The sequence below is a fragment of the Chitinophaga agrisoli genome (assembly GCF_008386695.1).
Lineage (GTDB): Bacteria > Bacteroidota > Bacteroidia > Chitinophagales > Chitinophagaceae > Chitinophaga > Chitinophaga agrisoli.
Map to the genome: position 1 here is coordinate 1,815,460 of NZ_VUOC01000004.1, position 22,588 is coordinate 1,838,047.

The following is a 22,588-nucleotide window of genomic DNA, read 5'->3' on the forward strand; positions in this document are numbered from 1 at the left end:
TTTAACAAAGTATTACCGATGTAAGATTCTAACACGGCATGCAATCAGGCATACAGCGGGGAGGTTAAGAAAATATTACGATTGTAAGATTCTAACAAACTGCGTTATTTGATCGTATCTGCCACGAGCTGGCGGGTGGTAGCGGTGAGGTCTGCGAGGTCTTTATTAGTAAGTAATTTATTGAGCGTGATCTCCCTGTTACCGGGAATGATTATACGCTTATCCATGGTATTATACATATACTGGATCCTTTCGCGGGGCTCAAAAGCGCGGATGCAGGCCAATACAGATTCTGTTTTATTCCAGCGGGATACCACTTTGGAGATGAACCATTCTGCAACAGAAGGATCGTGTGTGGTGAGGTGTTTAAAGAATGCCAGATCGTAGGTGCGTAGCTGTGTGGCGCATAATGCTTTACACAGCTCGGAGAAGTCATCACCCAACAGCGCCAGGTTACCAAAGAACTCTCCCGGCACCAGGATCTCGTAGATATACTCCTCTCCTTTTGGCGAGATATCGCCCAGTTTTACAGCGCCGGTAATGATCTCATAGATATCTGTATGCCGCTGCGGAGGGCCGTATAGTTGGTGACCTTTTTTTAAAGTGATGTGTTTCACTTTGTCTTTGTAACCTGGTATTTTTTGCTCTGTCAGGTATTCGTATAAACCTGCCGACGGAATGGTGCGCATGCGAAGCGGCTCGTTTGAGTGCGCAAGATAGAAATAATGTGCGGATATGGGGAAGGGTTAGACGCAGATTTAACATGGGGGTTAGCCCTATTTCCGGAGGTATTTATTTAGTTCAGTTACCAGTTGATATACAAGGGTAACGGGGTTCTGGTGATGATATGGTTTGCTTCGGTGCTGGTTAAACAGTTTTTCTGCATGCGCGATCGCTTTTTCCTGGTTGGATTGTTTATCTTCCTGCAAACGGTTGTAAATGCTTTTGGAAAATGCTTTTACCTTTCCGTGCCGTTCGTAGTTCATATCCCAATACTTGCTGAGTAATTCATAGAATTTTTTCCGGCGGTGTTGTTGCTCAAGATATTGGTAATGTAGCACGAACCATAGCTCAAAGGCATCGTTGGAATAGGCACATTTGAAGCTCAGATCGGCACAACGCCGGATGGCAGTATTAAATTCTTCGATTTCTCCGTCCTTATCCCCGTCATAGTCCATGTCAAATACGCACCAAACCTCATCATATGTTTCGTTCTCACAAAGGGCCTCCGTACACTCCACTAATCTCATCTTCGTGGATGTTCCCAGCGGCACCAACTTAATGGTAGCAGTAACTACAGGAAATGCCCTGAAATATTGCTCCTCTGTTTGTCCTTCGCAAACAATGAGGAAAGTCTTTCGTTTGTTTTTCGTCTCGATGTTATAAACGGATTCTATTTTCTTCAGCCATGGCTTCTCTCCTCTCTTATCCGTTACTTTGATCGCTTTGGTAGCTTTGCCCATAATTAATCTTCAAATGCTGAGATAAATTCATTGAGGAATGGGATGGCGCCGTATTTACCCTGCATATAGTCTTTATCAAAGGAAGCATCGTTGCGGATGCCTTTGAAATCGACAAGGGAGTACATGCTGGTACAACCGTATTTATCTTTTTCTACAAAGGATATCTGGTCCCTGCGGAGGAGTTTTGCGGAGAGCAGGTTGATATCGTGGGTAACGAATATGAGTTGAGCGTTTTTGTTGTTAACGGTGTTGAAGAGCTCTAAAATTTTACGGGTGAGCAACGGATGGAGGCGGGCATCAAACTCGTCGATAAATACCGGATAACCTTCCTCTAAAGCAACCAATAACAGCGGGCTGATCTCAAATATCTTCTTTGTACCATCGGATTCCGTAACATCCCAGAGCATATGCACGGGTGCTACTTCTTCATTTAATTCGTTATACCGCGTATGCCAGGATAAAATAACTTTGTTTTTCTCCGATTTAGCAGGATTGCTTATTGCCCATTCTCCTGTATCGAGATCCAATACATTTATATCCTCAATACCGGTATCTGCCAGTTTTAATATCCCGGCAATCTTTTCCCGCATTTCATCCTGCCCAAGCGCGGCTTTAGCTAAATCATACAATCGCGCGTCAGTCATTCCGGATATTATCGCAATGTTCATTATATAATCTGTCAACCGTTTCGATAGCTTTCCGTTGAATGATCTAACTACTGTAAGAAATAGGGCATTGCTGCGAACTATTCCATTCTTTCCACCCAAATCACTTATTTTACTACCTTCTGGAAATTTAGCCGCGTTTACCTTCATCTTATCTTTCTCCCTGGTAAAAAAGAATACCTCCTTTTTGCCGGGCGTTCCAAACAGCCATTCCGCCGTTATTTCTTTCCGCGTTGCCTCAAAGCCATATCTGTAGGTTATGCCATCTACGACAAAAATCAGTTGAAAAAAAGACGGTAGCTGCAGTGCCGTCTCATTCAGGTAAAATGGCTCTATAAAAAGGCCGAGCGTTGTCTCTTCCTTAACAGAACGGTCAACAAGTATCTTAAATGCCAGCAGGGCTTTTATAAAATTGCTTTTACCACTTGCATTGGCGCCGTAGATAGCTTTACTCTTCAAAAGGGACATCTTATCTGACACTTTACTGACGTTACTTTCGTCCGTTTCGCTGTATTTGGACGTAATACTAGCTGCCGCTAAGTTGATGGTTTGAAGGTCTTTTATAGAGCGAAAGTTTCCGACGCTGAATTCTACAATCATAGCATCTTTGTTTAAAACCCATAAATTACGGATTTTTCACAAAATAACACTTTTAATGGACAAAACTGAGTTTATAAATCAATAATTTAGCTGTATGAGCGTAAATAGAGGATCTGCGGTATCAGGTGTTCTGCTCCATTTGTTTAATGATGTTTGTCACCTCCGCTTCGGTTGCACGCAGTTTCTTCTGACAGAATTCTATCAGAAAAGACGCACGCTTTACCTTCTCCGCCAGGATATCCACCGGTACTGATTCATTTTCAATCTCTGCGGCAATGGTCTTCAGTTCTGTATAAGCTGCTTCATATGTTAAATTCTGTTCCATCGGTGGTGTTTTTAGCAATAACGGTGGCGTTGATCTCTGTATCTGTTAACAATACTTTAATGTTGCTGCCTGGCGTGATAGCATCCGGACTGGCTGTCACTTTTCCATTGTGGTATACGATCGCAAATCCCCGTTTGAGGATATTGACCGGGCTTACCAGCCGGAACACCGTTTCGTGGTGCGCAATATAAGCCTGTTTCTTTTGAAAATAGATCCTGCTGAAGGCCTGCAGGTTACCCACCAGGTTTTGCAGGTCATTGCGGCGGTTGGCCACCATGATCTTAGGCTTGGAAAGCACCTGGCCGGATACCGCCAACAGCTCCCGTTGTTTATTGTACAATATAGCCCTTGCTTCATTGACCACTAACTGGTTGTAGCCCGTGAGCTCATCCTTATGCGTAGCGATCATGGTGCGGGCCTGGTTGATAATAGCAGTATTCAACGCAGACAATGCCTGGAAATGCGTAGAGAACAGTTGCTGCGATTTGATGAGCACTGTTTTTTGCAGGTTGATGATCTTTTCTTCAAAACCGCGGTTGTGCGCAATGATGAACTCCGCCGCTTTAGTAGGCGTTTTGGTAGGGCTGTGCGCCATCAGATCAACGATCGTTTCGTTCTTCTGGTGACCGATCCCCGTGATCACGGGGATGGGAAACCTGGCTACGGCCCGGCCTAACTTATACGTATCAAAAAGCAGGAAATCTGTTTGCGCGCCACCGCCCCGGATGATGATCACCGCGTCATAGGCGATGCCGGCGTTAAAGATATCTATCAACCGCTGCAGGATACCTTCTGCATTTGTTTCGCCCTGCACGGCTGTAAAATAGTTATGCATGATGAACTGGTAACCGAAGGGGTTATTATCCAGCGTATGCACAAAGTCCTGGTAGCCGGCAGAGTTATTAGAACTGATCACCGCCAGTTTTTGTATGACCGGGTTTAATGGCAGGCGGCTGTTCTTTGTATAATATTGCTCCCCTATCTTCTGGATGGTGTCCGGGTTCTCTGCCAGCAGCTTCAGTAAGGTTTCCTGTTTCTGCTGCTCCAGCCGGCCAATGGTGAAGCTCACATCAATATCCTGTACGCTGATCTGCAGGCCATAGATCTGGTGATAGCTAACGGCTACTTTTACGAGCACATTGATATCATTCCTGAACTGCTGCCCGGTAACAAACTCAAACTCCCGGATACGCGTAGTACCCACGCCCCAGGCCATTGCCGGCACACGGGCAACGATATCGCCCGCGCCCTCCTTTTTCTCCACGAGGTCGAAATAATGGTAGCCCTTCTCCCGGTAGAACGAGTGATTGGTAACATCTGCGATGATCCAATAGGTCTGGCCGGCAAAAGCGTCCGTAATGACCTGTTGGATCCGCGTGGTGAGATCAGAGAGTTTTATGGGTTGCGTGATGAGCATTCTTTGTCAGCGAACATTCCAGGTTACAAAGAACGTTATTTTTTGCTACTTACGTAAGTCTACGATCACATGGGTGACTACGCCCAATACCCTGAACTCCATTTCTTCCGTAATGAGCAGCGGCTTATGGAATGCGTTCTCCGGGTGTAATACCCAGTTACGGCCGGCTTTTACCAATCGTTTTACGGTGATCTCATTATCGAGCATCGCTACGACAATAGCGCCGGAAACCGGCTTTGCGGTGCGTTCTACTACAGCCAGGCTGCCAATAGGCATATTAGCATCCTGCATGCTGCTGTCTGCAATGCGGATGAGAAAGGTGCTACCAGGATGGGGTTGTAAGACTTTGAGCAGGTCAATGTTCTCTGTGGGTGGCTCGTAGGCCGTTGGCAAGGTTGTTCCTATCGTATCGTCCATTATACTAATATTTTTAGCAATTTATACTAATTCTGTTGGCTTGGCAAGGGGATTAACAAATCAAAAATGTTGCCATTATTTGTAAATTGATGATTTACAGGGAAGAGGTGTAGGGGGATGGGGAGGAAGAAATTTTTTGGGCGGAGAGGCGCGTTAACATTTGCGGGGGTGGTGTTTGTTTGCTCTATACTGTTAGCATACTTTCTTTTTCTGGATGATCTCTCAGGCATTCGGATTTTATCCAAATATTTCTTCGTACAAATCATCAGATGTTTGTCTATTTTTCTTCTTCAACTTCGTTTTTTCAGGATTTCTCCGCGATCAAAAGTGACCAAAAATGCCAAAAAGTGATAAAATGGTATGAAATGACCACCGATATTTTTTTTCTTTAAAACGCCGTCCTATTATTGCATCACGATACCCCAAAAACAAAAATCCTTTCAGGATACCAGCGCTGAAAACAAGTTCTGTAAAGGATTTCGTCATGATGAGGGCTTTAATGGTTTGTGCCCAAAACATCCTACTGTAACGCAGTCATGTATCGTTGACCGCATTGTTGTTAACTTCAAAAATTCAAAAAAATGAAGCAAAGACGTAACACCATCATGCGTGGGGCCAGTGGCGCCTTCGGTGATGAGTTGGTTTTCCGGCAAAGGGCAGGCGAAACGGTTATCGCCAAGCCTAGTATTCTGGGGCCTGATAGCCCCACAGAAAAACAAGTGGCCGTCCGGACACGGTTTAGGGCAGCAGCAGCGTATGCTAAAGCGATCCTTGCCGATCCTGCGATGAAAGCGGCCTACCAGGCTAAAACAAGACGGGGCGCCTCTCCGTATAATACGGCCATCCAGGACTATTTCCAGCCCCCCGAGATCCGGTTTATCGACAATACCGCTTATAGCGGCGCTATAGGCACCGCCATTAAGGTGATCGCTACGGACGATTTCAGGGTAAACGCGGTAACGGTGGCCATCCACAATGCTGCCGGCGCAGTACTGGAAGAAGGCCCTGCCATTGCCGATCCGGCAGGCGGCGATACCTGGACGTATGTTGCTACTATTGAGAATGCCGCACCTGCAGGCGGCAAAGTGGTAGTACAAGCGAAAGATCTGCCTGGGAATACGACCACAGAAGAACTGGCCTTGTAATCCATGTTTGTTAACGAAAAAGGCGTCTCCGTTTTGGAGGCGTCTTTTTTTTATAGAATTGTTGTATGATGTTAGTTATGGGCGTTCGTTGTTTTCTCCATGATGTGTATTATTGAGGGTTGCAAGATGCTGCTCGTTTCGTGAGATGTCCCTTGTCATGATATTGGATTTGTTATCTCTCTCCCTATTGGCATATGTTCATCAACTAATATATTCATCTCATGACACGACTATTTATTTATCATTTGGGAGATCATCACGTTGTCATCTTAGACAGAAAATTAAGAAATTATTAAGTCTCCTCCATTGCTATGGTATTACAGTAGGGCTAGTTTAAATTTATACGTTATACCATCCGTATCCTCAAATAACTATAAAGAACATGACTGAGGTTTGCCCCATCCTATTCTCTGAACGCCCTCCTGCCCACCGGTTGTACAGGAATGCGACGATCCGTTTACAGTTACCATGATGAAGGCATTTCCAAAACATTATAAGGATATGGCGCCCGTGTTCCATAGTACGTCCAGCACCAAGAAAGCGTATTATGAACAACCTATGCCGGATGGAAACCTATGCTAGTACCATTGAGCAACCTATATAATTGAGCAACCTAAATTTTGACTGATGGAATTTCAAGCGGACCACACGGAGGACGACGACCAGTCACGCCAGTCAGACGATATGCAGCAACGGATCGTATTCAATCGCGTTGAAATGCAGAAACTGCATAGCGTAAAAACTTATATTGACAATAACCTGGATCTCGAACTCACCATTCCTTTACTTGCCCGGAAATTCATGATCAGCACCACTTATCTGAAGCTGGGATTCAAACAACTATGTGGTAGCCCTATATACCAATATGTGCTGCAGCAACGCATGGAAAGAGCTAAACTGCTGCTTAGTAGCGGCGAACGAGTACGCTTGGTGGCAGCAGATATCGGTTATTCGCTAACCGGCTTCTCTAAAGTGTTTAAAAGTTACACGGGCCTCTCCCCTATTGCGTTCCGTAACCTGCATAAATAAATTGTGCTTGTGTTTGTACATTAACAAAAATATTTGTCCGATAGAATAAATAATTGTTAATTCTTTATTCTAATTTTAATACAGACGCGACAAGTATCAGCACCGGTTCCCTCATATACCATTGCTGGACCAGTATCTTTTTTAACCTTATTTAGCCCTCAAATTTTGGACTATGCCAAAGAGAAGATATATACCCGTAGTTGAGCATTAGTTACATTAGTACATAGCAAATAACCCATTCGACTGCAGGCCTGCGGACGAGGAAGAATTCTATTCTATCAATTTAAAAATTATATGCCAAATTGGTGGCGGTTGCGCGAAGTGACCGGCGATTAGCAGTATTTTGCCTGTTCTATATAGCTGACAGGTGACTTTTACAGCTTGCATTTCTAATATGCGGTTATGCCGTTTGTGTACACATGCGTGATACGCAGTATGGGAGTAGTTTGTGCGCCCTCTTACCGGCTTAACCCTTTCATAATGCTTCTGTTATTACTGCTTCGCTGTCCTCCTTGGCTTTCAATAGACCTTAGGCGGAGCCGTTACCTGGTTTAATCCTGGAACACCATGAATATCCTAACGATAGCCGATGGCTTTGTCGGCTTGTTTCCCAAAAAGATCTCCGTGACTCTTATTCATGAAACGGAAGGACGGCTTGTAGGGACATATAAAATGTCTCGGGAGAGTCTGCCTGAGGCATTTAATAGACCTACGGTGGTGACTATTGATGGGCAATATTGGAGGGTGACCCGGGCGGAGCCGTTTCATTCCAACGTGTATGCGAAAAAGAAAAAGCTGGTGCTGCATGTTGAGGATGTGGCTAAGTTTAAAGCGGTTAATAATAAGCTTATGGTGCCAACAATAGCTAATCCGCCGGCGGTGGTACCGGTCTTTCCTTTGCCCCATGACTTGACATTAACTATTACGGCTGAAGCCTGGCGGCAGATAGAGTTTTTGCCTTTGGTCTTGGTGGATGATGTAGAGAAAGAACGGGATATCGTGGAAGAGTTGAAGGTTGCTGTGCCAGGGGATAATGGATTGCGCGGGTATGATGCAGTGCATGTACGCCGGGAGTTTGATGTATTGGATATTTCTTTCGAGGCCTTTTATGAATTAGTGCAGGGGATGGAAAAGGGGAATTTGCAGTGGGAGGATAAAGGAATGGTGGTGGATGGGTTTTATGTAAGATCTGCCAGGGGGTGGGTGTATTATGGGGTAGTTGTTGAAGAGAGGATACAGCGGCTGGGGATGCTGGAGTTTGATAGTTTGGAAGAAGAGGTGAAAGAGGTGCTGGATGGGTTTGAGCTGGTGTTGGTGGATTGGTGTGGGGGGAGAGTGGTGTGAGACTATCACACGTTTCAGACGAGTATTTTTCAGCGAATTCTAAACAAATATGCCATGACAAGAGATGCACTTAGCCGCTTGCAAAGGATCGATTACCTAATTCAGATAAAAGGTACGGGAACTCCCGCACAATTAGCCCAAAAGCTCGGTATGTCCAAAAGAAGCATTTTCGATTATCTGAATTTAATGAAAGAGTTCGGAGCACCAATAAAATTCTGCAATTTCAGACAGAGTTATTACTATGACGAGGATGGAAGCTTTAAGATAACTTTTGCATTTAAGAGGAGCATGTCTGAGTATGCTAAATGAGATTTTGCTAAATACTTTCATTAACAAATAATTCATCCCAAAATGAAACCTGCCGAAAATATTAAACCGGACCTGATACTGGAGGAAACACAAATTCCCTTGGAGGAAGGGAGTAAAGGGAAAGTAGAAAAAATTGGAGGAAAAAGAATCGGCTATTATTACATCATCATCAAAAGTCTCAAAGAGAGTAAAAAAAATGATGTCGTTAGATGCGTATATATAAAGGGAATGTTCAATTTCGGGATTTGCGTAATTAAAGAAGGTACATATGGTGACACAAAAGACAAACATGGAAGAGATATAATAGACAGATTACAGTGGCAAAAAAAACTACACCAATTACTTCACGGAAAAATAAGATTACCAAAACTACTGGGGAGCTTTGAGGAAAATGGCAACTATTACCTTGTACTGGAAAGAATAAAGGGAGTCTCATTAGCCAAAGCTATAAGAGCTGCAAAGGGAGAACTACGGGATGCTATAATCACAGGCAATAAACTTGGGATCACTTTCATAAAACATCTTATCGAACTAATAAGAACATTGAATACACTTCATCAACACCAAATAGTCCACCGCGATGTAACACCCGCTAATTTTATGATTACGCCTAGTGGGAAAGTGTCGCTCATTGACATGGAACTTAGCTACTTAATTACCACTAACACGCCTAATCCTCCTTTCACGTTGGGCACTTACGGCTACATGTCACCAGAGCAACAGGCAGTGGATCCAAATCCAACAATTAAAGAAGACATCTTCTCTGTAGGTGCTATAATTCTATATATATGGAGTGGCATACATCCCCTGAAACTCGTCTATGGCACACCTGAAGATATCGCGTCAAAGGTGCAATTTTTTATACCAGAAAAGACTATGGCATCTCTGGTAACGCAATCTCTAATGTCTCCTCCCTCTATTCGTCCGTCCTTAAAAAACATCGAGCAAGCACTACTAAAGTATAAGGATTCAGTACAGAAAACAAAAAAAAATACCACCGCGGATATAATATCGAAGGAACAGGTACTCCCTACATTACAAGAGGCTATCCATACATTAGGAAGCCCTCTGTTAGCAGACGAACAAGGGTGGTTCTCTGCCAATGTAAATCACCCCTTTGATGCCGACACACAAAAAATTATAAAAGCCAAATATGCCAGCTTTACTGGCGGAGACAGCGGAATTCTATATTTATTAGCGTGTGCAAAAAAAACAGGACTTGATGTCAGTCATTCACTTCAATGTGTGGACAAGAGCCTAACACTTATAGAAAAAAAGTATATAAATAGATTAAATAAAGCCGTACCCGGATTATATTATGGTGCTGATGGCATAGCAGTCTGCCTTTCCACAGCCATCGATCACGGCCTTATAAATTGCGAACCGATGTATCAAGAATGGATTAATAAACTATTAGGAAAAAAAAGCCAAACTAATAACTTAATGTATGGCATTTCTGGGCAAGGTATTGCCAACATTCTATGCGAGGACTTTATACCATCGAATTTACTACAGAAAAGATTAACTGAATATGTACAACATTTAATAGACCACCAGGAAAAAGACGGTTCATGGGTCCGTGCAATTTCCGGGAACAAGAAACGAATCACCCGCGGCCTCGCAACCGGCGTTGCAGGCATTAGCTATTTCCTATTATCGGTCGCCCAAAAATACAACTCTTCAGATGCACTCAAAGCTGGTCAACTCGGGTTAGGCTGGTTAATGAAGAAGTCGATACATAAGGATAATATGGTGCAATGGCTATCATCAACAAATGATCCAATTATGCCATGGTGGAACGACGGAGCACCAGGAATTGCTATTGCTTTCCTAAAAGCCTATGAATTAACTCAAAATAAGGACTACAGAAAGTATGCCATAGGTGCGCTATCGACACAGAAGCCTCATGTTGTTTATGACAATTTAAGTCAACATCAAGGACTAAGTGGACTAGGAGAAGTATACTTGGAAGCTTATAAAATTCTGAAAGATGATGTCTGGTACGAACGAGCAAGCTGGATAGCCCAGATAGTAATGCTACTCCGGAGAACACATCCTCAATTCGGTCCGTATTGGCTGGTCGAAGATGAAAAGACACCCGTGGCGGGATTTATGCTTGGGAATAGCGGCGTCCTTCATTTTCTCCTCCGCTATTGTAATCCAACATTAGTCAACGGCCCCCTGATGACATAATCCCCATTTCGCTTCACTAAAATAAACGGTTCATCGAGTTCAAGGGGATGCTGAGATGGCTATAATATGGCCAGATTTTCTACTGATTCTCACCGAAATAAAAAGATCCCTACATACGGGATCTTTAAAACAACAAAGGAGAATATATTCTGTTTGTTAAACCATAGAAAAAACACTCAGATTTTTATGCTCGATTCTCTTCCAGTTCTGCTACATTACTACACAGAGACGTATTATCGATAGTAAATTATCTAATTCTCCGGCGTGTCCCTTCCATACGCACGTGAAAAAAAATTCCATTTCTTATCAGTATCCATTCAGTTATATCGACAGAGTCTCCAGCATTTACGTTAATCACTCTTCCATCAAATATCGACAAAACGGTCTTTATCGCTGTATGGCTGGTAATCATAGTATTTACCCCAAATGATGCTAATAATTTTTCAACTTCTCGCTTCGATGGTCCACTAAAAGAGATTTCTCCAGTTGGATCAACCAAATTCCCCAGTTCACTTAAATGCTTGGACATTGAATTCATGCCTATTCCGCTTTTTCTTATATATTGAGACCTTGCAATCTCATTTATACACTCCACATTACCACCAGGCCCGTCAGACAACCTCGCTACTCCCCCGTATGTAAATAACACATCCCCTATTCGCTCAGCAACGTTTTTAGTTTGTAACCAACGCCAAAGCTCATTATTACCATCATACAGTACAGCGTATGGTATTGACGATTTCCACGGAACCTTTGCGTACCTTGGCTGCCTAAATCTCCATTCCCCCTCAAGCCCCTTTAGCTCATAATCTCCTAGCAGAAAATGAACATGCCCTCCCTTCCTCATCGCTCTCTCTTCTAACGAATAAATAAGCCAAAGACATTCAACACTTTGTTCATCTTTATCAAAGCAATTTCCAAGGATAACGAGATGACCATTTCCAAAAGTCCATCTATAGTATTTATCAATCACCTTTTCTTTCAATAATAACCGGCGTAGGCTCCTGAAACGACCCGCAACGTCCGCGACGACCACAACCCTATCAGGCATAACGTAGGTAGACGGCTCAACACTAAGAGTCTCCTTTATCCTAAATGAAAAGTGCCCTCTTCCACTCTTAGTACCAGGTGCCCTAAGAGATATCTTGAATTTTTGATTCATATACAAATATCTAAGCCATTTTTTACATCCCCTCTCCTTTGAAGTCTTCAGAATTCACATGTCAATCTCCATCAACTTTCAGCCTAAAGAATTTAGCTAGCTCACCTTTTATATTAGTTGGTACACATGATATCTTCTCGAAGACCCTACGACGGTGCGCATAATAAATTTCCGGTCTTGTAAAACTAAGATCATTTATAAATGCTTGGTGCGTAGAATCAATAAATATATTGTGCGCGCCAATCGGCAACTCACAGCCCTGTTCATTAAAAAACGACTCAATAATCCGACGTCCACTCCCCGTTATAATTATAAAGTGCTGATCATCGATCTGATCTTTATACTTCACAATGCTGTCTATAGTCTTCTTCCTACAAGACGGACAAGCTGCCTCAACGGGTAATATCAGAAAAAAAAGAGAATCCTCTTTCATACTTTCAATATCATTTCCATCAGAAGTAAGATTTGTCAGCCGCCGGAATAGTGTATCCTGTAAACTGTTCTCCGCTATTATCTTATTGAAAGATCCACTTTTCTTGCTTTCCTGCTTGCAAGACAAAAACAGGATAGTCATTCCAATAACAAGGAAACCGTTTATGTGTCGAGAAAACATTTTTATATATTTTTTTTAACTACATCAGTAACTCGCTAACTTATTGCTCTCTAATGAGTCACCATAATCTAATCGGATAAAATGCAGCGCCTTATCATCCTCTATCTTATAACGTGCATACATACTACCATCGTTTGTAAAGAACAAAGACGACAGTGCTATATCGCGATCTATCACAGATTCTCCGATAATTCTAAAATTCTCATCAAAAATGATCAAACTTTGTTCCTTTTTCCATCTCTTGTTGATAAAATCTGCCTTGCTCAATTTCCGCTCTGCAACCCTCAAATAGCGCCGACGATGAGAATCAAAATAAATGGCCCCATAAGCGTCATTCGACAACTCCCTTCGAATAACATCTTCTTTCGTATCAACTCTATCTGCTTCTGGAAATTCAATCTCTCCAGTTTGAAACTGACTTTTTCCATTATATGCGTAATTAAAATTCAAAAAGTCAGTTTCATAAATATTTGTGTCAGCAGGAAAGCTAAATACAAAATGCCCTTGGTTATTATAACAATAACTAGGATAATAGTATCCGTAATCGTATCCGTACTTTATGTATCCTTCAGGCAGGTGATAGAGCATTTTCGCCGTTTTATTTTGCAGATCAAATCGGTAAATAACTCTCCATTTCTTTCTATTCTTCCTATCAGCGATACTCATTCTAGGCCGAGCCTCCGCGTACAAGTTATTCTCCGTCAAAACTCCTGGATTCAAATTATCAAATGCTGACACTGCCATATATGGATCGGTTGGACATTCGATTGAATATCTAATCTGTCCCAAACTATCCAAAAAGTAAAGGTACCCATTGTTATTCACCCATATGGAATCCATATTCTTACAAAAAACCGTTGTCTTGTAAAAAGACATTTTGTGAAATGATTCCTTTAAAGAGATTCTCTTAATCAAATTTCTGTTATAGAAATCATATATATTTACTGATCTCGATTGCTTATCAAAAAATGAAATATAAGAGACACCATCCTGTATAAAATAGTTAAATGACTTAAGTACCGAAAATGTAGCAGAATCAAGTCTAAATTGAATATCATCGTCCGTCCTAACTATCTGTACGGCTGCATATGATGGTGTGAGAGATCTATATGTACTTTTAGAGCTTGACAAATCTAAGCAGCTTGACTGCAGCAATACAAAACAAATAAAAATTATTCTTGAGTTTCTCATCGGCAACATAGTAAACATTTTATTCCAAGTTTATCTTGACACAATATTGTGTGAAGCAACATTTTCCGTTTACCTTCACGACTCATAGTAATCTCTTCAATCTATCGCCTATACCCTTAGCAAATCTACATGTCGTTAATGCAAAAAAAATGCGCTAAGATTCCATGTTCTCCCTTATATCTAGTACTTTTCCCTTAGGGCAGGTCTCCAATCTCAAAAATCTACAACAATAAATATATCAGTCCACACTAAGTAGTTCTGGTGATTTGTCTAAACACCTGATCGAACAAACAAATAACAGAAATAACTTTCTGCACTGCAGTACAGAAAGTTATTGCTTTCAAAAATCAAGCAGTACATCCAGTCCCCTCGTGATCTACAGGAACTGTCTTAATTGATACCGTCGTACCATTTGTAGACTGCCCGATCGGGGTTGAATCGTTTCTATTATCAGGCAAGCCAGATGCAGAATTCCTTGCTGTTTTATCCCCAGCAAATGCATCCTGATGACCACCACCAACCTTGATGGAAACATCACAAGTAGGTGAATTGTCTTGATCAAACGTACATGTTACTGCCTGACCAGATCCGTCTGCCCTGCAACTACCTGTTTGAACTACAGCAGACTTCTTGGAGGGTAACATAGCCGCTGTCACTGCTGATGCAGTCATAAGCACAACACCCAATATGGATAGTTTTCTTACTGTCATTTTTTCCATGATTGAAAGGATTTAGTTATTAGAAATAGTAAACTATCAATTATTATGGCCACATAATTTGTTACGAAAATAAGAAGGAGTAATGCAAAAAAAATGCATCACCCCAAATGATATTCGACAAAGAAAACGTCCGTTCTATATCTTCACCTCACTACCATCCCGTCACTGATTAGTAGACGTCTTTCACCATGCCTATTCACTCGAAAAAACTCACCATTTTCAATAAGCAGTGCTTCGGATTTTCTCTTTGCGTGCTCTGTGTCGGTATTAATAACCCTCCCACCATAATAAACACCAATAGTCCCAGATTGATTGATTGTATGACCCGTAACAATTTTTCTAACCCCAAATTTTTTAAGCGTACTGTCTATCTGTTGTAAGGAAGCTTCATTCTCATTGTAATATCCCCTATACCAAAACGGCGAATATTTCTTATTATACAAAACATTCAGAACCCCTTCATTTCCTCCAATCTCATGCTCCCTATCATAATATTCACGGGCAGAGGCATTTATAGACTCCAATGAGATATCCAAGCCATTAACATTACTAGAAATACCACCATGACATACTAATAGATCACCAATTTTTTCAATTATATTTTTTGTCCTTAGCCATCTTCCAAGTTCACTATCCTTACCCCATAACGATTGGTAATCACTACCCAGTATCCGAGCATTGTTGTGATACTTCTGTTGTACATACCTAAGATCGCCATTCAAGTTCATTATCTCATGATTTCCCAGAACAAAGTGTACATATCCCCCCTTCTCCCTGGCTTTTTGCTCTAATAAATATATCAACCACAGTACCTCAGTCACTTGTTTACCTCTATCAAAAAAATCCCCCGCAAGTACCAAATGCCCATTTCCAAAGGTCCAGTTATAATCTTGATCAATAACCCCATTTGATTGCAATAACTCACGAAAAGCTTCAAAGTTCCCCTCAATGTCCGAAAGTACCATTAGGGATGACGGCATTTCAAATACAGTTGGCTCCGGTGTCAATTTTTGCTTTAGTTTCACCTTAAAACCCCTATCCTCCATATCAGTCATAACAGGAAGCAAGAGCTGCTCTTTTTGGCTTATATTGTATATCTCTTCCCTTACAATACTCTTTCCTCTATCGCTCCCCGTTACTGTTTTGCATACAATAGTGGAATCATCATATACTAAATAAGGTCCATCCATTATTTCCGCTACCTTCTGTTTGATCATTCGCCCAAGTATTTCCCCATTTTTTACCAACGGGCTTGGAGCCGGATAAAATGCGATTTTACCCTCAGCGTCTATTAAAAAAAATCGAGGGTAAGAAGAGACGTTATACGATTCCAGCACAGAATGGTTTCCACCTTCCCCCTCTGTATATAAATTTATTCCCTTCCCGGTGGTATATTTCCCGCGGTTAATACTTTCAATCCATCTTTTTTTATCCTCATCGATAGAAATACTTACAAATGCAACATTGGGATTGTCTTCAAACGCCTTTTCAATATTGGTTAGCGCAGGAACGATCTGGGTACATCCAGTGCAACCAGTAAACCAAAAGTCCATAAATACAACTTTCCCTTTTAAATCGGTCAATGAAAATTTCTTCCCATCCACATCGGTTAATGAAAAAAACGGAGCATATGCGCCTTCTTCCACTCGCAGAGATCCCTCAACATATTTCTTCACGTATTTTTTCTGTTTAAAATACCCCGGGATAGACATAAAGTCATCAACACATGATAAGTACTCAGGGTTCGTTCCTCCCTTTCTTAGCATGTATACTGTTAAAATGGTTGTTAGCATCTTAGCTCTTGCTAATCCAGAATAATTATTCCTTATAAAATAATATAATCCCACGTTTTGTTCGACAAGATCCTGATTAAAAAAAGAATCCTTAAATCCCTCAGTATACTGATATAAAATCCGACTAAATGGACTACAGTAAAAGTCGGCTAGCTGATTAAGCATAGTATTGTCATCCACCGGCAGTCGCACGACAGCAGATCTACCTATAGTCGTGTCATAAATCCTAACCAAATCAGCGTCAGACAGGCCAACTTTTTTTCTATTATAAACCAATATGCCAAACTTCTCGGCTCTATTTTGCTCGCCCAGACTAATCATATTTCCATTTAAATAAGTAAATGCAACTGCCGTCATCCCATCTTTATACTTATTCATTATTTTTTGTTTTTTCATGGCAATACTGTCACATTGCTGGGAGAAAAAAAGATAACGCTGCAAAAGAGAAAAGCCAATAGGCGGATCAGGTTTATAATGCACCTTGCTAATTTCACCCCAAACAATAAAGTTAGTAGCCCCCTTTCCCATATATCGAATATTGTCTGCATCATTAACAAGATGTAAAGAATCTCCAGGTTCCATGAAGCCAGATGCAAATCTGTTTATTGGCCCCCTCAATCGATTTATGCTATATGGATTCTGACAAAATATTTTCACTGCAACTGGCCTGTCGGTATAAACAACCTTTTTGAACCTCCCCTTTGTTAAGGGTATAGCCTCACTCTTATACTCTGTCTTCAGATCACTAAAATGATAATCGGCAAGATCATCGGGATTAAAATACTCTAATAGTACAGTATCTACTTTATATCCTGTTGTGAAATTTCCTTCAATAACAATCTTCCCTTTTTGAGCATTCACCAACAATGGACACAATAACATAGCTAGAAAAAATAGCACTTTTCTGATCATACATTAATATTTAACTTTAAAAAAACACTATAACTATAAATCCGCTTCCATTCTTATATCATTCAGTTCCCGCATTTTATCCCACAATTTGTTTAAATGCAATGATTAGAAAAGTCGCATCCTACCAACCACTATAATACATACTCTATACTATTTCTACCCATATTCGATAGCCACCACTGCCTATTAGAAAACATCTCAATCTTCATTCGTCTATCCAGAACTACTGGTGCTTCCCTCTTTGCCATCACAGCGATAATATATACAGTCCTGACGCTAATTTAGTACCCTGGGTTTTGCTGAAGGCCAGATGTTTGAATATCAAGCAGAGGAATTGGCGCTATAGCCTTATTACTTGGATATGGTAGATGACTCGATCCAGGTAAGGCATCTATCCTGTCAACTCCTTTCCCTAAACGCAAAAGATCAAATAGTCTAAAATCTTCAAAGCACAGTTCCTTCCTTCTTTCTTTATATATAGTATCTAATAAAGCTTTCCCTATAGCTAAACAATCTAAAGCTGTGCTATCAGCACGTTGACGTATTGCATCCAAAAAAAGACGAGCGCTGTCCTCTTGTCCTAACTGCGCATATGACTCCGCAGCAGTCAAATACATCTCAGAAGATCTAATAATTGGTAAATAATAGTCCAGCTCAGGTATTGGTGCTCCTGTTGCGGCAGTAGGAAATTTAGTTACTGTCCAGTTAGATCCAAAATGTGCAACCCATGACTTTCTGACATCATTGGGTCGCTCATTTAACAATATTGCAATATCACTCGTCGCGAACAATTGCGAAAGCAACCTAAAATAATACCCAGGATAGAGGGCAAGGAAACTTTTTTGCTCAGGAGGTAGTCGAAAAAGAGACTCTTTATCATTTTGTGTAAAAAGATCAGCCGGATAATTATACGAAGTCATAATTGGGACATCTCGGCTCACCTCCTTCGCCAGTATTTTCGCATTTGCAAAATCCCTTTTATACAAATAAATTCTAGCTAACAATCCCTTAGCTGCATTACGTGTTATTGTCAATTCGTTAACGGATTGCGTTCCATCTTTCAGCAATGGAATTGCTATTCTCAAATCAGCCACCATCTTTTCGTATACGTCAGCAACAGTCTGCCTGGTAACCGGACTCTGCCAATCGGAAGTAGTTATGTAAGGAATACCCATGTGCATTGCATCACCACTGAAAAAGTAAGGCTGAGCAAAAATATTTACCATTTGAAAATGTGCAAAGGCCCTTAAAAATAGCGCACTTCCTTTTATTTGTTTTGCCATTTCCATATCCTCCTTTTCAAATTTCCCTATCACCTCCAACAGAAAACTCGAATTACTTGCAACCGCATACCCATACAACCATAAACTATTCAAGTTAACCTGTGACGATGATGCGCCATCAACTATCATCGCCCATTTATATTTGGTAAGCAGCTCTTTGTCGGTTTCTGTTTCAAGTGGCCTAACATTATCAGCTGCAAGGTCTGCGTAGACACCATTTGAAGTGCTATACAGTTGGGTAAGGTTGCTAATTATTCCATTTAGAAATTCGGAAGCCGTTTTCATATCTGATATATACTGTTGTCTTACGACAACTGTCGATGGAGGTACATCCAAAAAATCCTTTCCACATGAAAAAAAGGTACTTAGGATAACCGCCAGCCCAACTCGCTTAAGGAAATAATGTTTCATATATATATGGAAGATTTATGATCAATAATCAAAAATTAATGTTGATGCCTGCTGAGAAAGAAGTCGCCTGGGGATATGTTAGTGATGCTAAGCCAGTAACGCCAACATTTTGCGGATCATTTCCACTATACATATTCCAAAGAATCAAGTTATTCCCTTGCAAATAAACTCTACAGGAGCTCAAATGAAAACGTCCAACAATCCGCGACGGCAAAGTATAAGCAAGCAAGATATTTTGTAACCGAATGTGATCACCATTAAATAAATACCGAGTCGACGTCTGAGTTCCCCCATCAGTGTTACCCAACACTCTGCGTGGATTACTTGCAACATCTCCTGGTTTACGCCACCTGTTCAAGGCCAATATTGATTGTTTACCATACGGCTCGATTCCATCATTTACGAGAAAACTGGCCATAGATGCGTCGTAGATTTTGTATCCATACTGGTAGTAGAACGCGGCTGACAACTCTATCCCCCTATAGAAAAGCAAAGTATTTATCCCTCCAAAGCCATCAGGCTGCGACTTCCCTACATTCACCTGATCCACTGGGTTATAGACACTAGTTATTTTACCTAGGGAATCTAACCATTGCGGTTTTCCGTCCGATGGGTTAACACCAGCCCATCTAACATAATACATTGAGCTCCAATCCCTACCTATTAGATACTTAGGAAACGACTCATACGCTTTAATTAGCTTATTCCCATTTGTACTCCAATTAAAACTTACATTCCAACGAAAATTTTTATTTTGTATAATGTCAGCGGAAAAAGAAATCTCAATGCCTTTATTTTCAATTTCACCAATATTATCAAAATATGCTCCCCGATATCCACTAAGTAATGGAGGGTAAATCGCGTATATCAGATTGGATGTTCTACGTTTGTATATATCTGCTGTTAGCTTAATTCTATCATTAAAAAGATTACTTTCCAATCCCAAGTCCGTATTAAAAGTCTCTTCCCATTTTATAGACTCATTCCCTGGGCTATTATCTGGCCGCACAGCCGGATTTCCGGCATAATTCGTAATAGCCAATTTATAAAATCGACTGATACTACTAATAGCGGCTGCATTCCCAGAAGTACCAATACTAGCCCTAATTTTCATATAGCTAAGCCAAGGGGAGCTTCCCTTCATAAATTTCTCATCAGTAACAATCCACCCACCGCCAAACGACCAGTAATTACCATATCGTTCTTTTATTCCAAATTTCGAAGAGCCATCTCTACGTAAGCTGCCAGAAATAAAGTATTTGTTTCGATAAGCATAGTTAACTTGGCTAAACCAGGAAAGCAAAGACTCCTTAGAACGGGATCCTTCTCCAGTACGAAAGCTGCCATTATCAACCTCATCCAAATAAGGAACCGAAAATCCTTGGCCTGTTGCAGTCAAAATTTTATTTATTGCCTCTTGTGATTCCTGGCCAACGAGAATGTTTAACAGATGATTCCCATCAAAATCTTCTACGTATCGCAAGGTATTGGTCGTTACAAGATTAGTTCTAGTAGTCTGCTGCTCCGCTACCAGACCCGAAGCGGCGTTATCCAACTCACCGAAGGGCAGACGCATATCAACTTTATTCTTCGCTTGCGACAACATAAAATCTGCCCCAAACAGTGATCTGAAGCTGAATTTCTTCAAAAACCTTATCTCTAAAAAGGCGTTTCCATTCTGCCGATACGAAGTAATACTATTAATATTATACTCTTGAGCAGCTACTGGGTTTGCCGTTTTTGTATCTCCATCTGAACTTAGCACTTTTAGATTGTAAGAACCATCAGATAACCTAACAGGGTCCAACGGAGACAGAGTAGAGGCCATACTAAATCCCCCAGAACCATAGCCCTCTTTATTGTAAGAAAACATAGAATTGACACCGACTGTAATCCAATTAGCTGGCTTATTCTCCATATTGTATCGCACGGAAACCCTATCATATTCTGTATTCTTGACTATCCCATCCTGACTTACATAACTTAAGTTTAGGTAATAGTTCATCCTCTCACTACCACCGGATAAAGAAAGATCATTTGAAAGTGTTAATGCTCTATTATTAGTTAATGTCCGCAGCCAATCAGTAGGTGAATAAAAACTGGTATCTCCAGGAGTCTTAACAAGAGTGGGGTACTTACCAATTAAATCGGACCGTATTGCAGCATCTGTCCATTTTACCGGGTCAACATTTCTATAAGCCTCATATAATAAGTCAATGTACTCGTGCTGGTTTACAAGCTTTATTTTCCCTTCTGCCATTTCAGATATATCAATCTGATGTCTAAAACTAAATTGGGTTTTTCCAGCTTTCCCCTTTTTTGTAGTAACTAATATCACCCCATTTGCTGCCCTAGTACCATACAAGGCGATTGCTGCAGCATCTTTTAACACCGAGATCGTTTCTATATCCGATGGATTGAACTGAGCCATCGGATTTGAATAGGGGGCGAATTTACCATCGGGCAATCGCCTCTCCAGATGATCCTGCGTTACCGGAACACCGTCCACTACTATTAAAGGATTCCGAACCGTAGATCCATCCTTCGCATCGGTACCTGTTCCAATTCCTCTTATTAAAAAATTGCTCAATCCGCCTCCTGGCTGGCCATTCCCACTTGTGACTAACAAACCAGGAACTTGTCCCTGTAAACTTCTGTCAAAGGACCTATTTGGCAGGCTTTCAATTTCTTTACCTTTCACTACTGTTATAGCTCCTACATTGGCTCTCTGCGTTGTCGTTCCATATGCTACTACTACTGTCTCGTTTAAATCATTCATCGCCACCCCCAACTTCATCAATATCGTCCTCCCCTTCACTTCCACCTCCCGCTTCTCAAACCCCACCGAACTTATCACCAACTTCGCTCCCATTCCCACTCCCGTCAAACTGAACCTCCCACTCTCATCCGTCGTCGCACCCTCATGCGTCCCCTTCACCATCACCGTCGCACCCGGTATAGGCGCACCCTTCTCATCCGTAACCGCCCCAGACACATTCACCCGCGTAACACTCGAATCAGCCACAACGGCCACATCATTTCTTCTTTCCGGCAATTTTTTTTTACTAATACTCACCGCATTCTCATTATACACCCACACATAATCCCTTCCCAACACCCTTTGCAATACATTCTCCACCCGCTCCCCATGCACATCCAACGATACCCGGGCCTTATCATCCACATAATCTGCGGCATAAAAAAAACTGTAACCTGTTTGTTTTTTAATAGACTTAAACACAGCGATGAGCGGAACATCATTTCCTTTAATGGTAACTTTTTCATCACCATTCTGAAATGACCAGGCGCCTGTTAAAAGAGCAAGCGGCGCGAACAAGAGCATAGACAGCCGTCGTATATAACGGCCCTTTTTCTTAGGTAAGGTTGGACGAGTAAAGTTCGACATACGTTAGTTTAGTTAGCTGGTTAGGAGTTATCTATTCACATGGATAAAAATGAACTGCATCTAAACTTAAATCGCATGTCTATTTAAAAAGTACTAGCTATATATTTGTGTTAACATATCCTTAATATAGCAGCTCAAACGTTTACAGGTAATTAACGAGAATGCCATTAATATATATACGTCAACGTTAT

17 protein-coding genes are annotated in these 22,588 nt (G+C 41.3%); 4 read left to right on the plus strand and 13 right to left on the minus strand.

Features of this window, described 5'->3' with window-relative positions:
• Positions 1-104: 104 nt before the first annotated feature.
• The 6 genes from F0L74_RS26370 to F0L74_RS26395 all read right to left on the minus strand — a co-directional run bounded on the left by F0L74_RS26370 (position 105) and on the right by F0L74_RS26395 (position 4,887).
• The gene (locus tag F0L74_RS26370; protein ID WP_149840897.1) at positions 105-689 is read right to left on the minus strand and encodes a Crp/Fnr family transcriptional regulator; all 585 of its coding nucleotides are present in this window, start codon (positions 687-689) and stop codon (positions 105-107) included.
• An 87-nt stretch (positions 690-776) separates the two neighbouring features.
• On the minus strand, positions 777-1,463 hold the full coding sequence (locus F0L74_RS26375; protein ID WP_149840898.1) for an RloB family protein: 687 nt from the start codon (positions 1,461-1,463) through the stop codon (positions 777-779).
• Positions 1,464-1,465: 2 nt separating this feature from the next.
• A complete protein-coding gene (locus F0L74_RS26380; RefSeq protein WP_149840899.1) occupies positions 1,466-2,728 on the minus strand; it encodes an AAA family ATPase in 1,263 nt (420 codons plus the stop codon).
• A 121-nt stretch (positions 2,729-2,849) separates the two neighbouring features.
• Complete coding sequence (gene xseB, locus F0L74_RS26385) at positions 2,850-3,053, minus strand: exodeoxyribonuclease VII small subunit (protein ID WP_149840900.1); 204 nt, start codon at positions 3,051-3,053, stop codon at positions 2,850-2,852.
• Entirely contained in the window at positions 3,031-4,470 is a 1,440-nt protein-coding gene (gene xseA / locus F0L74_RS26390) for an exodeoxyribonuclease VII large subunit (RefSeq protein ID WP_149840901.1), read from the minus strand. Before xseA ends, xseB begins: the two co-directional genes overlap by 23 nt.
• Positions 4,471-4,515: 45 nt before the next feature.
• Positions 4,516-4,887: a LexA family protein gene (locus F0L74_RS26395; protein WP_149840902.1), complete on the minus strand. Its 372-nt coding sequence runs from the start codon at positions 4,885-4,887 to the stop codon at positions 4,516-4,518.
• Between the two features lie 581 nt (positions 4,888-5,468).
• On the opposite strand from F0L74_RS26395, the gene F0L74_RS26400 reads away from it, so the two are divergent.
• The 4 genes from F0L74_RS26400 (at position 5,469) to F0L74_RS26420 (ending at position 10,907) form a co-directional block, all read left to right on the plus strand.
• On the plus strand, positions 5,469-6,032 hold the full coding sequence (locus F0L74_RS26400; protein WP_149840903.1) for a hypothetical protein: 564 nt from the start codon (positions 5,469-5,471) through the stop codon (positions 6,030-6,032).
• Positions 6,033-6,659: 627 nt separating this feature from the next.
• A complete protein-coding gene (locus F0L74_RS26405; protein WP_149840904.1) occupies positions 6,660-7,061 on the plus strand; it encodes a helix-turn-helix transcriptional regulator in 402 nt (133 codons plus the stop codon).
• Between the two features lie 567 nt (positions 7,062-7,628).
• Positions 7,629-8,405 carry a hypothetical protein gene (locus tag F0L74_RS26410; RefSeq protein WP_149840905.1) on the plus strand — a complete coding sequence of 259 codons (777 nt, stop codon included), beginning with the start codon at positions 7,629-7,631 and terminating at the stop codon, positions 8,403-8,405.
• 351 nt (positions 8,406-8,756) lie between these two features.
• Positions 8,757-10,907: a lanthionine synthetase LanC family protein gene (locus F0L74_RS26420; RefSeq protein ID WP_149840907.1), complete on the plus strand. Its 2,151-nt coding sequence runs from the start codon at positions 8,757-8,759 to the stop codon at positions 10,905-10,907.
• Positions 10,908-11,154: 247 nt separating this feature from the next.
• Here the strand turns inward: F0L74_RS26420 and F0L74_RS26425 are convergent, their stop codons facing one another.
• The 7 genes from F0L74_RS26425 to F0L74_RS26455 form a co-directional block, all read right to left on the minus strand.
• Positions 11,155-12,069 (minus strand): metallophosphoesterase, encoded by a 915-nt coding sequence (locus F0L74_RS26425; protein ID WP_149840908.1) that lies wholly within the window; start codon positions 12,067-12,069, stop codon positions 11,155-11,157.
• A 61-nt stretch (positions 12,070-12,130) separates the two neighbouring features.
• Positions 12,131-12,682, minus strand: a complete 552-nt coding sequence (locus tag F0L74_RS26430) for a hypothetical protein (protein WP_149840909.1) — start codon at positions 12,680-12,682, stop codon at positions 12,131-12,133.
• A gap of 24 nt (positions 12,683-12,706) precedes the next feature.
• Entirely contained in the window at positions 12,707-13,891 is a 1,185-nt protein-coding gene (locus tag F0L74_RS26435) for a DUF4221 family protein (RefSeq protein WP_149840910.1), read from the minus strand.
• 329 nt (positions 13,892-14,220) lie between these two features.
• A complete protein-coding gene (locus F0L74_RS26440) occupies positions 14,221-14,592 on the minus strand; it encodes a hypothetical protein (RefSeq protein WP_149840911.1) in 372 nt (123 codons plus the stop codon).
• Between the two features lie 143 nt (positions 14,593-14,735).
• On the minus strand, positions 14,736-17,297 hold the full coding sequence (locus tag F0L74_RS26445; protein ID WP_149840912.1) for a metallophosphoesterase: 2,562 nt from the start codon (positions 17,295-17,297) through the stop codon (positions 14,736-14,738).
• 281 nt (positions 17,298-17,578) lie between these two features.
• Complete coding sequence (locus F0L74_RS26450) at positions 17,579-18,991, minus strand: RagB/SusD family nutrient uptake outer membrane protein (protein ID WP_149840913.1); 1,413 nt, start codon at positions 18,989-18,991, stop codon at positions 17,579-17,581.
• 28 nt (positions 18,992-19,019) lie between these two features.
• Positions 19,020-22,397 carry a SusC/RagA family TonB-linked outer membrane protein gene (locus tag F0L74_RS26455; RefSeq protein ID WP_149840914.1) on the minus strand — a complete coding sequence of 1,126 codons (3,378 nt, stop codon included), beginning with the start codon at positions 22,395-22,397 and terminating at the stop codon, positions 19,020-19,022.
• Positions 22,398-22,588 lie beyond the last annotated feature (191 nt).